Source organism: Capnocytophaga sp. H4358 (assembly GCF_002302515.1).
Lineage (GTDB): Bacteria > Bacteroidota > Bacteroidia > Flavobacteriales > Flavobacteriaceae > Capnocytophaga > Capnocytophaga canis.
Map to the genome: position 1 here is coordinate 483,394 of NZ_CP022380.1, position 16,835 is coordinate 500,228.

General features: G+C 34.5%; 16 protein-coding genes. 2 read left to right on the plus strand and 14 right to left on the minus strand.

Going from position 1 to position 16,835, the window contains the following annotated elements:
* Positions 1-61 precede the first annotated feature (61 nt).
* Positions 62-781 (plus strand): hypothetical protein, encoded by a 720-nt coding sequence (locus CGC49_RS02050; protein WP_095911738.1) that lies wholly within the window; start codon positions 62-64, stop codon positions 779-781.
* A complete protein-coding gene (locus tag CGC49_RS02055; protein ID WP_095893298.1) occupies positions 768-1,508 on the plus strand; it encodes a carboxypeptidase-like regulatory domain-containing protein in 741 nt (246 codons plus the stop codon). The genes CGC49_RS02050 and CGC49_RS02055 overlap by 14 nt, the downstream gene beginning before the upstream one ends.
* Positions 1,509-1,564: 56 nt before the next feature.
* Here CGC49_RS02055 and CGC49_RS02060 read toward each other — a convergent pair whose 3' ends face one another.
* The 14 genes from CGC49_RS02060 to CGC49_RS02125 all read right to left on the minus strand — a co-directional run bounded on the left by CGC49_RS02060 (position 1,565) and on the right by CGC49_RS02125 (position 16,712).
* Positions 1,565-2,767 carry an IS256 family transposase gene (locus tag CGC49_RS02060; RefSeq protein ID WP_095911739.1) on the minus strand — a complete coding sequence of 401 codons (1,203 nt, stop codon included), beginning with the start codon at positions 2,765-2,767 and terminating at the stop codon, positions 1,565-1,567.
* Positions 2,768-3,509: 742 nt separating this feature from the next.
* On the minus strand, positions 3,510-6,215 hold the full coding sequence (locus CGC49_RS02065; protein WP_095911740.1) for a TonB-dependent receptor: 2,706 nt from the start codon (positions 6,213-6,215) through the stop codon (positions 3,510-3,512).
* 471 nt (positions 6,216-6,686) lie between these two features.
* A complete protein-coding gene (locus tag CGC49_RS02070; RefSeq protein ID WP_095912663.1) occupies positions 6,687-7,445 on the minus strand; it encodes a carboxypeptidase-like regulatory domain-containing protein in 759 nt (252 codons plus the stop codon).
* Between the two features lie 312 nt (positions 7,446-7,757).
* A complete protein-coding gene (gene dnaJ / locus CGC49_RS02075) occupies positions 7,758-8,870 on the minus strand; it encodes a molecular chaperone DnaJ (protein WP_095893301.1) in 1,113 nt (370 codons plus the stop codon).
* Positions 8,871-8,881: 11 nt separating this feature from the next.
* Complete coding sequence (locus tag CGC49_RS02080) at positions 8,882-9,421, minus strand: nucleotide exchange factor GrpE (RefSeq protein WP_042007991.1); 540 nt, start codon at positions 9,419-9,421, stop codon at positions 8,882-8,884.
* Positions 9,422-9,643: 222 nt separating this feature from the next.
* Entirely contained in the window at positions 9,644-10,135 is a 492-nt protein-coding gene (locus CGC49_RS02085; protein ID WP_095911741.1) for a phosphoribosyltransferase family protein, read from the minus strand.
* Between the two features lie 273 nt (positions 10,136-10,408).
* Positions 10,409-11,128, minus strand: a complete 720-nt coding sequence (pepE, locus tag CGC49_RS02090; protein ID WP_095911742.1) for a dipeptidase PepE — start codon at positions 11,126-11,128, stop codon at positions 10,409-10,411.
* 57 nt (positions 11,129-11,185) lie between these two features.
* The gene (locus tag CGC49_RS02095) at positions 11,186-12,925 is read right to left on the minus strand and encodes an ABC transporter ATP-binding protein (RefSeq protein WP_095911743.1); all 1,740 of its coding nucleotides are present in this window, start codon (positions 12,923-12,925) and stop codon (positions 11,186-11,188) included.
* Between the two features lie 232 nt (positions 12,926-13,157).
* The gene (locus CGC49_RS02100; protein ID WP_042007997.1) at positions 13,158-13,691 is read right to left on the minus strand and encodes an RNA methyltransferase; all 534 of its coding nucleotides are present in this window, start codon (positions 13,689-13,691) and stop codon (positions 13,158-13,160) included.
* Between the two features lie 27 nt (positions 13,692-13,718).
* On the minus strand, positions 13,719-13,910 hold the full coding sequence (locus CGC49_RS02105; protein ID WP_042007999.1) for a hypothetical protein: 192 nt from the start codon (positions 13,908-13,910) through the stop codon (positions 13,719-13,721).
* Between the two features lie 14 nt (positions 13,911-13,924).
* Positions 13,925-14,641, minus strand: a complete 717-nt coding sequence (bshB1, locus tag CGC49_RS02110) for a bacillithiol biosynthesis deacetylase BshB1 (protein ID WP_042008001.1) — start codon at positions 14,639-14,641, stop codon at positions 13,925-13,927.
* 12 nt (positions 14,642-14,653) lie between these two features.
* Positions 14,654-15,202, minus strand: a complete 549-nt coding sequence (locus tag CGC49_RS02115) for a glutathione peroxidase (RefSeq protein ID WP_042008003.1) — start codon at positions 15,200-15,202, stop codon at positions 14,654-14,656.
* A gap of 86 nt (positions 15,203-15,288) precedes the next feature.
* Positions 15,289-16,056 carry a TIGR02757 family protein gene (locus CGC49_RS02120; protein ID WP_042008005.1) on the minus strand — a complete coding sequence of 256 codons (768 nt, stop codon included), beginning with the start codon at positions 16,054-16,056 and terminating at the stop codon, positions 15,289-15,291.
* The gene (locus tag CGC49_RS02125; protein WP_042008007.1) at positions 16,053-16,712 is read right to left on the minus strand and encodes an ABC transporter ATP-binding protein; all 660 of its coding nucleotides are present in this window, start codon (positions 16,710-16,712) and stop codon (positions 16,053-16,055) included. Before CGC49_RS02125 ends, CGC49_RS02120 begins: the two co-directional genes overlap by 4 nt.
* Positions 16,713-16,835 lie beyond the last annotated feature (123 nt).

Sequence of the window (16,835 nt, forward strand, 5' to 3'; positions counted from 1 at the left end):
TAAGTTATCTTTGTAAAATTAATAATCCTTCACTGAGTTTTGCTTATTATTTTAATACATTATGCGTAAACTTTATATACTTATTTTTATCTTGTCTTTTGTACAGCTTTTCGCTCAGAATAAAGATATATTTCAAGGACGTATTGTGATGAATGATTCCATTCCTGTATCTGATGTTCATGTGCAAAATCTTCATAATAAAAAGTTTACAACGACTGATAAGGAAGGTTATTTTACCATATCTGCATCGGAAAATAATGCTTTGCAATTCACCCATGTAAGTTTACAGACTACACATCGTCTGCTGAAAGCGACGGATTTCGGTACAGTTGTAGTTATCAAAATGCGTACTCTCATTCACGAATTAGAAGGTGTTGAGGTTCAGAAAGCTCCTGATATTACTGCTCAAAGCTTAGGTATTTTGCAACATACTCCGAATCAACGTACTTATAATGAAAAACAACTTTACACCAGTAGAGCAGGAGGATTTGGTTTTATTGCCTTACTTAACAAAATTTCGGGTCGAACCAAGATGTTGCGTAAGGTACTGATGAATGAACAAAATTTAAAAGTAGCAAACTATATCATTGATAATATGAGTGAATTTCTCAAAAAAGAACTTAATTTAGATGAAGAAGAAATACGTTATTTAGCGTATTATTTAATGGAAAATCCAGAATATCATCGAGTAACGCAAAATAAAGAATCGAAGACTTTACAATTTATGTTGATAGATTCATGGCTACAAATACAACAAGAAGCGAACAATGAAAGTGAATAAATTTTTTTTATGGTTGTGTTTTTGTGTTAGCTTACCTTTAATAGCTCAAAATGATCTTGTTATCAAAGGTAAAGTTATTCATAATAACCAACCTTTGCCGGGAGTACATATCCAAAATATCGATAAGAAAAAATTTGTAACTACGGATACTGAAGGATTATTTTTAATTCATGGAGAAGTAGGGAACGTACTTAAATTTACCCATGTGGGTAAAAAAGACTTATATCGAAGTGTTAATAAGGAAGATTTAGAAAACGAGTTACTTATTATAGAACTGAAAGAGCAAGTTGTTGAATTAGAAGGGGTTGAAGTTAAAGAAACAACTGTTACAGCAAAAGATTTTTTAGGATATACGCCCAAAAAACGAACTTTAGAAGAGAAACGTAGCTATGCTAATAACAATTTTTGGGCAGGTTCAGGATTCCCTCCCATTAATATTTTAGCTATATTGAATGCCATTTCAGGGAAAAGAAAATATTACAAACAAGCTTTAAAAAATGAGACAAATTTAGCTGTGGCTAACTACATTATTGATAATATGAATAGGTTTTTGAAAAAAGACCTTGGCTTAGATGACGAAAAAATAAGTGTATTGGCATATTACGTAATGGAAAATACTGATATTCATAATCTTGTAAAATCAAAAAATGACAAACAATTAGAGTTTATGTTGACGGACATTTGGGTTACAGATTTATCTGAAAAGTTAAAAAATAAAGGAAAATAGTCTGTTCCTGACACTATCCCTCTAAGTGTGTAAGTTAAAAAGTTGGGGTTAAGTTTTTATAGTTTGAGTCTTTGTGCAAATATAAGCATAAATTGGTTTAAGACAATCCCCCAATTTTGGATAGGCATACTCCACTTTTTGGTAGCTTCTCTCAAAGCCAAGAAAACGGACTTTTGCACAGCTTCGTCTGTTGGGAAAGACAGCTTGTTTTTGGTGTATTTCCGAATCTTACCATTCAGATTCTCAATAAGATTGGTTGTGTAAATAATTTTTCTTATCTCTAACGGAAAATCGAAAAATACGGTCAATTCGTCCCAATTGTCATACCAAGATTTGATAGCATAGCCGTATTTTGACTCCCATTTTTGGGCAAAATCCTCCAAAGCAACCTTGGCAGCTTCCTTGTTAGGGGCAGTATAAATGTGTTTCATATCGGCTGTAAATTCTTTTCTGTCTTTGTAAACCACATACTTACAAGCATTCCTAATCTGATGAACCACACATATTTGCGTTTGTGATTGGGGAAAAACCGTGCGAATGGTTTGCGTAAATTCGTTTAAATTATCGGTGGCAGTAATGAGAATATCTTCCACTCCACGAGCCTTTAAATCAGTGAGAACGCTCATCCAAAAGGCGGAACTTTCATTCTTTCCGAGCCACATTCCTAAAACTTCCTTTTTTCCCTCTCGATTCAAGCCCACAGCAAGGTAAATGGTTTTGTTGACAACTTTTGAGTTCTCACGAACTTTAAAAACGATGCCGTCCATCCAAACAATCAGATACAGCTCGTCCAACGGGCGGTTCTGCCAAGCGACCATTTCATTGGTAACCGCATTGGTAATCCTTGATATTGTGGAAGTTGATACTTCAAAGCCGTACATTTCTTGGATTTGTTCTTCGATGTCGCTTACGCTCATTCCTTTGGCATAGAACGATACGATGATGTTTTCCAAACCATCGATAACGTTCTTGCGTTTAGGGACTAACATTGGGTTAAAACTACCGTCTCTATCCCTAGGAACTTGGATTTGTTCTTCGCCAAAGGAAGTTTTTATCTTCTTGGAAGTGTGTCCGTTACGATAATTTCCATCTTTGGTTTTGTCATGTTTTTCGTTGTCCAAGTGAACGTCGAGTTCGGCATTGAGCATATGTTCCACCGCTTTTTTGTGGAGTTCTTTAAAGAAACCTGTCAAGTCCTCAGCAGTCTTAAATGACTTGTAAAATTCTTTGCTGTTGAGCAATTCTTCCTTGTTAATCATATCTGTTTAAATTATGGGTCAAAAATAGTTAAAAAGTTATTTCCGAAATTTTTTTTGAGCTTTTAAGGGCTCAAAAAATTTCAGAATAACTTTTTAACTTACACAGATTATGGGATACTCCCCTGTTCCTCTTTTTCGAGTTGAATGTAGCATATGTAAAAAATGTATCAGTTTTTATCCCTACTGTTCGATTTTTACTGTTTGAGATGCTTCGGATCAACTTTGAAGTATAAAAATAGGACTTCCCCCTGCCCCAAACAAGGTACAACCCTCCTATTTTTAGAATTAGGGCAAAATTTTATCTTGTAAACATATTTTTTAATCTTATTTCTTGTTAAATTAACTGAAAATCAGATACTCTCAAGTCTAATATCGTCTATTTAGATTTTTGTTTGCCTTGCCAAATTCAACTTATTTGATTTCTTTACCTCCGACCATCTGTGTGTACCCACGATTTAAAGTCTGTAATCCTTTAAAAACGAAGATAAATTCTGCAAAAAAAACTACTTTTCTTCAAAAATAGTTTGTAAGCCACAAATTTTTGTGTCATCGCAATCGAACTTTTTATACAAAATCCAATTTTTGGCATTTTACCGAGTTTCAAGTTTGTCTGAAAAACACAAATATTCATATGTTATATCACAATAATCATTCGAGATATTTGTACAAAAGTGTCTAAAAAAGAAAAGAAGCTATCCGAAAAGTCGGACAGCCTCTCTCTTTTTCATATCTCTATACCCTCTTAGAACGAATATCGCATTGAGAAGTTCCAAGTTCGACCGAAACCAAAGCGAACTCGGTTTTTTACATCAATTCCTTTATAAACTTGACTATGTTCAGTTGCGTGAACGCTATCGCTTGACTCGGTAATATAAGTTGCATCAAATATATTATCAACATTGAATCTAAAATTCATAACATGACTTTTAAATAATGGCAACCTGTACGAAACTCCAAAATCAACCAAATTATAACTAGGCAAACGGAGAGCTCCTTTTTCTGCCAAACTTCTATCCGTAAAGGCATATATATCAATATTGGAATACAAACGATCCACATATCGCCAATCCAGATTAACTATAATCCTATCAATAGGGGTAACTTCTGCTCCGAGTACGAATGTGGTTTGAGCTGTACCTCCAATTTTTGATTTGTCCAACAATAGAGAAGTTCTATCAGATATTGAATTTGTCAAAATGTAAGGCTGACTGTCTTCAGTTCGAAAAGTTTTTGCATCTGCATTTCCATTATAGAACCAATCACCAACTGATAACATGCCACGTACTTTCAGATATTCATTCACAATATAGGAAGCTTCTAACTCAATTCCTTGATGAACCTCACTCAAATTAGAAATATCCGCAAAATAAGACGTCTGATTTATATCAACATCTCTTAGGTTCACGCGTCGTAGGAATCGATCTGTCCAAGTAGTTCGGTAAAAATTTGCTTTAGCATTAAAAAAATCAGTTTTGTAGCCATATCCTAATTCAATACCCAAAACTTTTTCATTCACATTGTCTGGACTTGCATAGTTCAAATCACCTCGATATACTGCATCAAAAATAGGTTGTCGGCTGTAGAAGCCTATGTTTACAAACACGTTATGACGTTCGTCTATATTTTTGTTGATTCCTGCCTTTCCATTGAATCCCAACATTCTTTCGTAATCGGTAGTTCGTGGCATCTCGATAGTTGTTCCAGGAACATGTGTACCTTCCTTCATAAAGTTATCTACGCGTTGATAACCTTTTTCAGAAATGGAACCTTGGACGAACATACAAATATCATCCTCTTCATACTCAAATTGCCCGAAAACTCCTAACCAGTATACCCTACCTATGTTGTTATATATTATCGAGTTTTCTATCGGATCTATACTCTTAAAAACATTGTAAATACTTGAATTATTTACGACTGTAGAGACGTTATTCTCACCTATATTTTTGTTTGAATTATCGCGGATACTCTTCGCTCCTAAGAAATTCTCAACAATTCCATAGTGATATCCCTGATAGTATCTACCATCAAACCCTACATCCAAGGTAACTGTATCCCAAATTTTTTGTTTATAATTGGTTAAAATTCCAAACCAATCGTGTGAATTTACCCTCGCGTAACGAAGCAACACATCATCTGGAGATGTAGCCTCTTGATTGTTTCGAACAATTCTATCAAAGTCGTATAATCCTGTCTCTAAATCTCGGAATGAATTGATTTTCAATCCTCTACTTGCTCCATAGTCGTTAGTTCCATAACCACGACCAAAAGAAGCATAAGCAGTAGTGTTGACCTCGGCTCTATCTGTTGCTTTCCAATCCCAATTAAAACTGAACACAGGCTTGTGGAAAACATTTTTCCGGATACTAAATTCCTTACCATCCAAATATCCCCAATCTGCATTGTATCTTCGATTTGGTTTTCCATTTGTACTATATTTCAAGGCATCTGCAATGGAAACTAATGACGAACTCTGATCATGTTGTAAAGGCGATCCTGTAAGCATTAATTGGAATTCGTGTTTTTCTACTGGGTTATACCCCAATGCTAAGAAATAATTGTATCCCTTAAATTGTGTCCCATCTACATATTTAGAGCCTCCTACATTTCCAAAAAGGAAAGAAGATGAAAATCCTTTTTCGTTTTTTCCTGTATTGTACGTCACCGAAGTTTTGTACTCACCTCCATTTGCTACATAGGCATTGACCATTCCTCCCTGCTTCATGAAAGCAGAACGCATCACAATGTTAACGGTTCCTCCCACTGAAGGTATGGCTAATTTGGATGCACCAAGACCTCGTTGTACTTGCATAGCCGTGGTTACGTCGGACAATCCTGTCCAGTTACTCCAATACACACGCCCATTCTCCATGTCATTGACAGGCATTCCATTAATCATTACCGCGATGTTTTCGTTAGAGAAACCTCGAATATTAACACTTGAATCTCCATAACCTCCCCCTCTTACTGTATACGTTGATGGAACTCGCCGAAGAAGCTCCGGAAAATCACGGTTTCCTAAACGGCGTTTGATTTCAATTCTATCAATAGTAGTCGCTGCAGTTGGAGTTTTCCTTTCTTCAGCAATATCAAACATATTATAGTGTGCAGAAACCATAACCCCAGCTAAGGTCTGTCCTTTCTCGTCCCATTGTAGTGCTACCTTTACCTTTCCTCTTTTATTAGTCAAAATTCGATACGAAGATCTTCTGGAAATATACCCCATATAAGAGATCACCAATTCTCCTGACTTTGAAGAAACTGGTAAAATAAACTCTCCTTTGATATCTGTCGCTGTACCTACAAGTTTACCTCGCACAATCACGTTAGCTCCCACCAACGGCTTCTTAGTCTTAGCATCGACTACTTCCCCTCTCACTTCGTATTGCCCATAAGCAACAACTCCCAACAGTAAACATACTATTGTCAACGTCCATTTCTTTATCATATTTATACTCTCTAAAAATTCAAATTTGCCATCCGAACACTACAAAGATAGCTTTTTAATCGAAATATGCAAATGACTTTTGTCCATCAATAGAAAAAAAACAAAGCCTTTGCATTTTATAACAAAATGTTTTTCTGAACGTTTTTGTTAATAAAGGACACCTTTATCTTTTAAATAACAATTTCTAATATCATTTATTTGTTAAACAAAAAGAAAACATGTGATTCTTTCAATCTGTTTTATTTTTATTTTTTTCACTTCATTTCGTTATTTTTTTTCAACAATGAACTGTTAATAACTGAAAAGATAACATTTTGAGCTACTTTTATTACTTTTTACTCCACTTATACCAACACACTTTTTTATTTTATGGAGTATGTAGCTCTTCAATAAAATCAACTCGAGACTAAACGGAATTGCAACACAGTTTATAAAAGATTTCTTTTGCAAACTAAATTATAATTGCAAAAACTATTTTTTCTTTCTGTTCAAAACACGATACTCTTCATAGCAATTGCTAATTGCATCCAAAATTTGTAGGTCATTAGCAGACATAATAAACTCATTAGAGTAATTACACGAACGTATAATATTCTCTAATTCAGCTCTATCAACTTGTAGTAATTCGAGTAAAGTTTCTCGATCGTAACGCTGCGAAAGTGCATCACTCAACTTGTTATCATCCTTCAATTTCTGTAACTTCCTGACTTCTTGACCTTTAGAACTAAACAACCTATACAGCATATCAGCAGGATTCATCACAGAACTCAATATACGACCAACCATACTTGCATTGGCTCTACTCTCATATCCAATCTCCAATCCTGAAATACTATACCTTTTATTCTCATTAACAGGCGCATTTTTAGCATCAATATCTAAATAACCTGTTAATTTATAAGGAGTTATAACCACTTCTTCCAAAGCGTACGCCAACTCAGTCATCCCTATTTTAGTATCAGGAAAGCGAATCATATCATTGGTTACCAAAACTTTAATAGATTTATACCCTAAAAAAGATAAATACAAGGTGTCATTCACTGTCGCTTTTATAGAAAAATACCCCTGTTCGTTGGTTGTTGTTCCTTTAACACTATTCAAATTCAACACATGTACGTTAGCTATCCCTTTGTTATCTTGAACGCTATACACAGTTCCTTTTACTTCGGTGGATTGAGCTGATAACATCCCTGTAAACAAGGTTATCATTACAAATAAAACTTTTTTCATACGTTTTTTTAATTCAACAAATATATCCTTTTTGGTCATACTAATTATCTGACGGATAAAGATAGTAAACTAAAATAAATTACTATTCAAAAATATTGTTTTTTGTATTTATTTAACATTTATTGCATATCCCATCGTTTTATTCAATTTGTTATATAGGATTAATAAACATTAACCAAATGTACTTGTTTTTAGACAAGATATATAAGTAAATCAAAAGGTTGATTCGCTATTCAAAAAAAACAAACTTCGACTACATCGCTCATAAAACGGACATAGTCGAAGCTTAATAAAACAACATAATCAATCTCTCTATGAAAACATATCTTTCACTTTTTCAAAAAACGATTTATCCGTTTTTTCTACTTTTGGTGTGAAATTTTCATTATCTCGCATTTCTCTAAAAAATTCTTTTTGTTTTTCAGTCAAATTTTTAGGTGTCCAAACATTCACGTGAATAATCAAATCACCTGTCCCATAACCATTTAGACTGGGAATCCCTTTGCCTTTCAATCGCAATATCTTTCCAGATTGCACTCCTTCATCCAGCTTAAATCGCACTTTTCCTGTGACCGTTTCAATTTCTTTTGAAGCTCCTAAAACAGCTTCTGGGAAGCTGATATATAGGTCGTAATGTAAGTTTTCTCCTTCTCGTTTGAGGGTCTCGTGTTCCTGTTCTTCAATGAGAACTAATAAATCCCCTGGAACGCTATTTTTCCCCATCGCTTCATTTCCTTTGCCACTAACCTTAAGCTGTACACCCTCCATTACACCTGCAGGAATTTTCACACTAATAGTTTCTTCAAATATTTTAAGCCCTTGACTATCAGATTCAGGAGGTCGATTTTCAATAATCTGACCACTTCCTTGACATGACGAACATGGTGCTGAGGTTTGCATCATTCCAAGCATGGTTTGCATTTGGCGAACTACTTGACCTGAACCATTACAAGAGGGACAAGTTTTATAGGTAACTCCCTCAGCCTTCACTTTTCTTTTAACTTTAATTTTTTTCTCGGCTCCCTTAACGATATCTTCTAAGGTAACTTTCAAACGAACTCGCAAGTTTTCACCTCGCAAACGCGTTTGACTTCCACCTCCAAATCCACCAAAACCAGAAAATCCAGAAAAATGACCTCCGAAAATATCCCCGAAATGGCTGAAAATATCCTCCATTGAGGAATGATATCCACCTCCTGCTCCTTCAAAAGCAGCGTGTCCAAAACGGTCGTACTGAGCTCTTTTGGTATCATCACTCAACACTTCATATGCCTCCGCTGCTAACTTGAATTTCTCTTCTGCATCCTTGTCTCCAGGATTTTTATCCGGATGATACTTCAAGGCTTGTTTGCGGTATGCTTTCTTTATTTCAGCGGCATTTGCCGTTTTTTCAACTTCTAATATTTCGTAGTAATCTTTTTTCATTTAATGATAAGTTATTGTCCTACAACTACTTTCGGGTATCTTATAATTTTATCTCCCAATTTATATCCTTTTTCAACCACATCAATAATTTTCCCTTTCATATCTTCGGTCAAAGCTGGAATTTGCGTAATGGCATCGTGAATTTCGCTATCAAAAACATCATTAGGAGCAACCTCTACCTTTTCTAAACCTTTTGATTTTAAGGTGTTTATAAATTTATTATAAATAAGCTCCACTCCTTTCAACATGTTTTTATCCTCTGATTTTGAAATTTCAACCAACGCCCTGTCAAAATCATCAATCACAGGCAACATCGATGACAAAATGTCTTGTCCTGCGGTTTTGAATAACTCAACACGCTCTCGAGTTGTACGTTTTTTATAATTCTCAAACTCAGCAAATAAACGCAAAAATTTATCTTTTTCCTTTGCTAACTCTTCTTCAATGGAACTTTTATCTTCTATATTCTCTATTGCTTCATTCGTAATACCTTCATTTTTAACTTCTTCGTTTGATAAAGGCTCTTCTTGAACGTGTTTTTCTGTACTCATTATCTATTCATTTAATTTTACTACTCCATCATATATAAAAAAGTATGCCAATGACGTCTTATATGTCAATTTGGCATTGTGATATAAAAATTTGATTTTTCTATAACTAAGCTTATCGCAAACTTATAAAACAAAACGCTTTACTTCCCTACACGGATGAAATAATTTGTACAACATCACCCTAAAAATGAAACTCTTCCAATCTCTTCTGTAGCTACTAAACTAGTTCAAACAAGCAACATAATTCCCTTCTGTAAAATCCACAGAAATATGCTCTTGCAAACTGGTGGATAGGGAAATACCCTTAAAATCTGCCTTAATAGGGAAATTTTTATGATTACGATTGACCAAAACAGCGGTAGTAAGTCGTTTTAGCGGAACTTCTAAAAAATGTTTAACTCCGTAAATCAAAGTCAGACCAGAGTTCAGTACATCATCGACCAGTACTACCGATTTATTTTTATAATCCTCTGAATCTATAGACGTTGAAATTCCTTCCAAAGGATTTCGTTTATTCATTTTCACTTTGCAAAGCGCTACTTTCAACGAACATATTTCTGAAAGATAAGCGTTTAATTTCTCAGCAAACAGATATCCATTACCTTCAATTCCTGCTAAAATGATTTCCGATTCATTTAAGTGTTTTTCGTAAATTTGATATGCAATACGCCGAATTTTGTTTTCTATATCTTGGTGATTTAGTATTGTTGTCATTTTATTATTTCTTATTGAATGGTTCAAATAATCGGAAGTGTTGTAAAAAGTATGATACTTTTAATAAAGTGGATATTTCTGTCAGGCTGAGCGTAGTCGAAGCCCTGTAATTACGAGGCTTCGACTACGCTCAGCCTGACAATCAAAACTAACATCATACTTTTTATAACACAACCAAATAATCTTATAATGCAACTTTTTGACTTACAATGGATTCAAAACATAAAATCAATTACTGATACTGAGCATTCTCGTAAACTGAAAATTCTGAAATTATCTATCCATTTGCTTAAATAATGATGAAAAATCCTCATTAGTAGCTTCAAAAGGCTCTTTGTCCTTAAGAAATATACGAGCAGTTAATGTCCCTTTTAAAATAAATCTATTACTTTCGAAAAGAATACTGCTACCTTCACGCAACCCAACCACAGGAGTATCATTAAGCTTATGAAACTCTTTAATCCGTGTTTCCCGAGTTTCACCCTTGTGTTTACTGTCGGGATCAGGATCAAGATAATGTGGATTCAAATTAAAAGGTACTACTCCCAAAGTATCAAAACTTGGGGGATAAATTATAGGCATATCATTGGTTGTTTGCATCGTTAGCCCTGCAATATTACTACCGGCACTGGTACCAAAGTAGGGTATTCCGCTTTCAATAACCTCTCGTAGCGTTCCCATCAAATCAAACTGATAAAGCCGAGTAACTAATAGGAAAGTGTTGCCTCCGCCTGTGAAAATGGCTTTGGCTCGATAAATTGCTTCTTTGGGATTTTCAAAAGTATGCAATCCCACAATTTTCTTACCTATACTCTCAAATCCTTTTTGAGCAATTTGCGTATATTCATCATATGACACACCACTAGGCTGTGCGTAGGGTACAAACAAAATTTCATCAACATTTGCAAAAAAAACGGCTAACTCTTCCTGCAAATATGACAAGTAGGTACCTCCATAAATAGTTGATGTGCTGGCTAATAATATTTTTTTCATAGAATCATTTGAGAAAAACAACGTCGCAAGGTAGCAATAAATCCGGAAATATCAAAATCACACTTGAGAATCATAAAACGCCTTGTAGAATCCATTTTGTTGCAACAAGTATTCATGCGTACCACTTTCTACCAATTCTCCTTCATTGAGCATAAAAATTTTATCTGCATTTTTAGCCACCGATACTCGATGGCTGACAATAACCACTGTTTTGTTTTTTAATGTGTCGTGTAAATTCTGTAATATTTTTTCCTCCGTTTCTGTGTCCACAGCTGAAAGTGAATCATCTAATAAATAAATTTCTGCATCTTTAAGTAAAGCTCGTGCAATGGAAATCCGTTGTTTTTGTCCCCCACTAAGCGAAACACCACGCTCACCCAAAATAGAATCATACTGATGGGTAAAATCCATTATATTATCGTGTACGACTGCTTCTTGAGTGGCTTTTACAATTTGAGTATCAGTTGCTTGTTTATTAGCAAATAACAAATTATTTTTTATGGTATCGGAAAACAGAAATGATTCTTGTGGCACCACAGCAATGGCTTCTCGCAAACTGTGCAAATTTACCTGTCTAATAGGCTTATTATCTATATAAATTTCTCCTTTCGACACATCATACATCCGAGCAATTAGATCGATGATTGTAGTTTTCCCACTACCTGTTTTTCCAATAATAGCTACAGTTTGTCCTTTAGGAATATCAAATGATACATTTTTCAACGCTTCAATACCTGTATCTGCATATGTAAAGCTCACATTTTCAAAGCGAATATTCCCGTTAATTTTTTCAATATTAGGATTATGATTACGAATATCAGGAATTTCTGCCAAAAATTCATTAATTCGTTTTTGCGACGCTTCGGCTTGTTGAACTATCGAACTTACCCACCCTACCGTAGCTACTGGCCACGTGAGCATCATCACATAAATACTAAATTTGGCTATCACTCCAATAGAGGTAATCTCTCCTAAGTAGTACAACCGACCTCCCATAAAAATCACAAAAATCAAACTCAACCCGATCATTAGAATCATAGTAGGAAAGAAAATAGCTTGAATTTTAGCTAATTTGATATTCTTCTGACGTCCTCGTTCCGCTAGGTCGGAAAGTTGCTGATTAACCAAAGGCTCATTATTGTAGGCCTTAATGACGTTTATTCCTGAAAAAGATTCCTGCGAAAATGTTGATAAATCGGAAAGAAACTGCTGAACAACCAAAGTTTCGCGGTTTATTTTCCTACTCATCACATAAATCAAAGCTGAAAGAATCGGTAAAGGAATTAAAGTATAAAGCGTCAATTCCACCGAAGTGTAAAGCATCAACGGAATAACACATGCAAATAAAGTAATGGTTTGAACACTGTACATGATAGCTGGACCAACATACATGCGTACCTTACTTACATCCTCACTGATGCGATTCATCAAATCACCTGTACGATTTCTTTTGTAAAAACTCAATGAAAGCTCTTCATATTTAACAAAAATATCATTTTTTAGATCAAATTCAATATATCGAGATACATTTATGATTAATTGACGCATAAAAAACGTAAGAATAGCCGAAATTATAGTTGCTCCGATAATTATTAAAGCATATTGTATCAAAAGTTGAACAATGTTTCCATTTTTATCCGATGATTTAGCATATTCCTCAATGGCTATAATCGAATTTTGAACATATTCAGGCATAAATAGCGAAAAAATACGTGCTAAAATCGTGATGAATATCCCTAAAATCAGATGGTATCGGTATTTAAAAAAATATTTTCGTACATATCGTAAATGTGCCATTGTTCGTATATTTAGACCGCAAAGGTACGTATTAATTGGCAAATGACAAATTGATTCATTCGGCTACCTCAGCTCAATAAGTATACAAACTTCTCAAAACGATTGATTAAATCTTAATACATAAACTTGGAATAAAAAACACGGCCTTTTAGCCGTGTCGTTACATTTTTACAGATAAATGATAAATCAAATGTATATATCATTTTGTCGATTCATTTGTTTTTTGATAAATTTAATTACCATAAATCTTCTGCCATAAATCCCAAATAACAATTCCTGCACTTACTGAGATGTTGAGTGAATGCTTCGTTCCATATTGAGGAATTTCAATGACCCCATCAGAAGCCGAAACCACTTCTTGCTCCACTCCTTTGACTTCATTTCCAAAGATTAAAGCGTATTTTTGTTCCTTTTGAGGCTGAAACTCATTGAGCATTACAGCATTTTCAGTTTGTTCAATACTGATAACTTTCACATTTTGAGTCTTTAAACTATTCACTACTGAAAGTGTATCTTCGGCATATTCCCAACAGACGCTTTCTGTAGCTCCCAATGCTGTTTTGTGAATTTCTTTATTTGGAGGAGTTGCCGTGATGCCACAAAGGTATATTTTTTCGACCAAAAAAGCATCTGCTGTTCTAAAAACAGAACCTATGTTATTTAGGCTCCGAACGTTATCCAAAATAACTATTAATGGAGTTTTTGGAGCTTTTTTAAACGCATCAACATCCAATCGAATCAATTCGCTATTTGCTAATTTTCGCATTTTGTGAATATCCTAATTTTCGAGAATTTACTCCTTACCACATTCTTGTTGCTCAGGCATCTTTCCGCAGAAACCACAAGGTTCTCCCGTTTTGTTTAAATGCGGATTTTGACTGGCACACGTACCTGAAAATTTTCCACCTTTTTTTGCCCATATTTTAATAGCTATTCCTGCTATACAAAGTGCTAAAATCCCTATTGTCAATAAAATAAGTTTCATTTTTCTTTCTATTTTTATTTTAAATCATATAACGTATTTACAGCTACCACGCGTTCCATTGTAAATCCCTCAGCAAAATCCACACCAATCAACCGACCTAAATCTCTGGCTCGATAGGTTACGCTATCCAAAAAGTTTTTATCAGAAATCGGGGTATTAGGTTCATTGTTATTTGCATCATAGAATTGAGTTTTATATGCCAAAACCGATGCTAATTTTTTATCCATAAACCCTGAAATGTCAACTACAAAATCTGGTTCAATATTTTTCCATTGAATATAATGATAAACAACCTTGGGTCTCCATGCTTCTTGTGTAACTCCCTCGTGTACAGTTTCTATCTTCCGAAGCCCACTCAAAAAACAAGCATCACTTACCAATTTGCTACCTCTGCCATGGTCTATATGCCGGTCATCAATAGCATTACAAAGTACAATTTCAGGACGATATTTACGCAACATTTTGATAACTTCCAACTGATGAGCTTGATCATTAACAAAAAATCCATCAGCAAATTTTAAATTTTCACGTATCTCCACTCCTAAAATCCTTGCTCCTTCCCTAGCCTCTTGCTTACGGATTTGCGCGTTACCACGTGTACCTAACTCACCTTGTGTAAGGTCTACAATTCCTACTTTCCGACCAAGAGACACTTCTTTAGCAATCGTTCCTGAGCAACCTAATTCTACATCATCGGGATGTGCTCCAAAAGCTAATATATCTAATTTCATCTATGTAATAACTTAATTTTCAATCCAATTGATAATCTCCTGATCATCCGGTTGGGTGCGTGGTGAAATTACTTTTTCTAATTTTCCGTTTGTTCCGATTAAATATTTCTGGAAATTCCATTGTACTTCAGAATCTTGCACTCCGTTTTTACTCTTTTGAGTCAAAAATTGATATATGGGATGAATGTCATCTCCTTTTACTGTAATTTTTTCCATCAAAGGAAAAGTTACGCCGTAATTCACTTTACAAAACTGTGCAATTTCAAAATTTGTACCTGGTTCTTGCGATTTGAAATCATTAGCAGGGAATCCAATAATTATAAAATTCTGGTCTTTATATTTTTTATACAAAGCCTCCAATCCCTCATACTGAGGCGTAAGCCCACATTTGGAAGCTGTATTGACAATCATTATTTTTTTTCCTTTGAGTTTCGAAAAATCAAACTTTTTGCCACTAATATCTTTAACAGTAAATTGATAAATAGTATTTTTTTCCGTTCCTGTTTGTGCTTTTACCAATACAAACATCAATAAAGCTAAAATAGTGAATATTTTTTTCATTTTTTACAATTATTTTTTAAATTAAACTTCAATAAGATTTATTATTTATAAATTTTATAAGACTTCCATAAGATAAATAGTTACCATCATGCAAAACCTTCAAAGATTCCTAATCCAAACAAAGCAAAGTCGTATTTAGCGGGATCGTTAGGGTCGAATCGTAGTAAATGACCGTTCAATTCCGTTAAAGCCTTTATATCATTTTGCGGACGCGTAATCAGCCCCAAAGAACGTGCCACATTACCTGAATGTACATCTAACGGGCAGGATAACATCGCAGGGGAAATACGCTTCCAAATACCCAAATCGACCCCTGAATTGTCATTGCGAACCATCCAACGCAGATACATATTGATACGTTTTGCTACGGAACCTTTACGAGGGTCAGGCAAGTGTTTGAGAGAACGATTATATTTTAAATCTTTGAAAAACAAACTTTTAAAATTTGAAATTCCTAACTGTAAATCGTTGTTTTCAACACTATCAGCCAAAGCGTTTTCCAATCCATCATAATGCGTATAAATATGTTTTAAACTGATAATAAATTGCTCGAAATCTTGTCCGTTAAACGTTCTATGGACAAAATTTTGCAGACGTTTCAAATCATTTTGAGTATGCGACATCACAAAATCGTAAGGTGCATTCCCCATTAAGTCCATCATTTTCAATCCGTTATTTATAATAGACTTTCGCAATCCCCACGCAATAACCGAAACTAAAAAACCTGATATTTCTACATCTTCCTTAGCGGAATACCTTTTAGGAATCTGTAAGGGATCGGTCTCAACAAATTCTGGTCGATTATATTTCAGTACTTTCTCGTCTAAAAAATCTTTTAAATCACTAATTATCATATGAATTTACCATCAAGCATTGTTAATTTTCGGTCTGCCATATTCGCTAAATCCTCATTATGTGTAACTATCACAAAAGTCTGATTAAAAGTTTTTCGCAATTCAAAGAACAAGTGATGCAAATTCTCGGCACTTTCCGAATCTAAGTTGCCACTGGGTTCATCAGCAAGTACTACTGCTGGATGATTCATCAAAGCTCTTGCTACCGAAACACGTTGTTGCTCTCCACCTGATAAAGCACTGGGTTTATGATGAATACGGTCTGATAAATTTAAAAATGATAACAGTTCCTTAGCTCTGTTTTCCGCCTCTTTCTTTGCTGTTCCTTTAATAAAAGCGGGAATACACACGTTTTCAAGTGCTGTAAATTCGGGTAGTAGCTGATGAAATTGGAAAATAAACCCAATATGCTCATTACGGAATTTCGACAAGGACTTCGATGATAGTTCATTAACATTTACGTCATTGATTACCAATGAACTATCTTGCTGTTGATTTGCTAAATCAAGTGTACCTAAAATATGTAAAAGCGTAGTTTTCCCAGCTCCTGAAGCTCCAACAATCGAAACAATTTCTCCCTTATGTACGTGAATATCAACTCCTTTGAGTACTTCTAAACCGCTGTATGTTTTATGTATATTAGTTGCTTTTATCATTTATATAGAAAGTGATTTTATAGCTTTAAATTGCTATATTTTTTGAATAAATACGAATTTAATAATTAATTCAGTGATAATTAATTTAAATAATTCGAATATGCTCCAAAACGAAACTTTTGA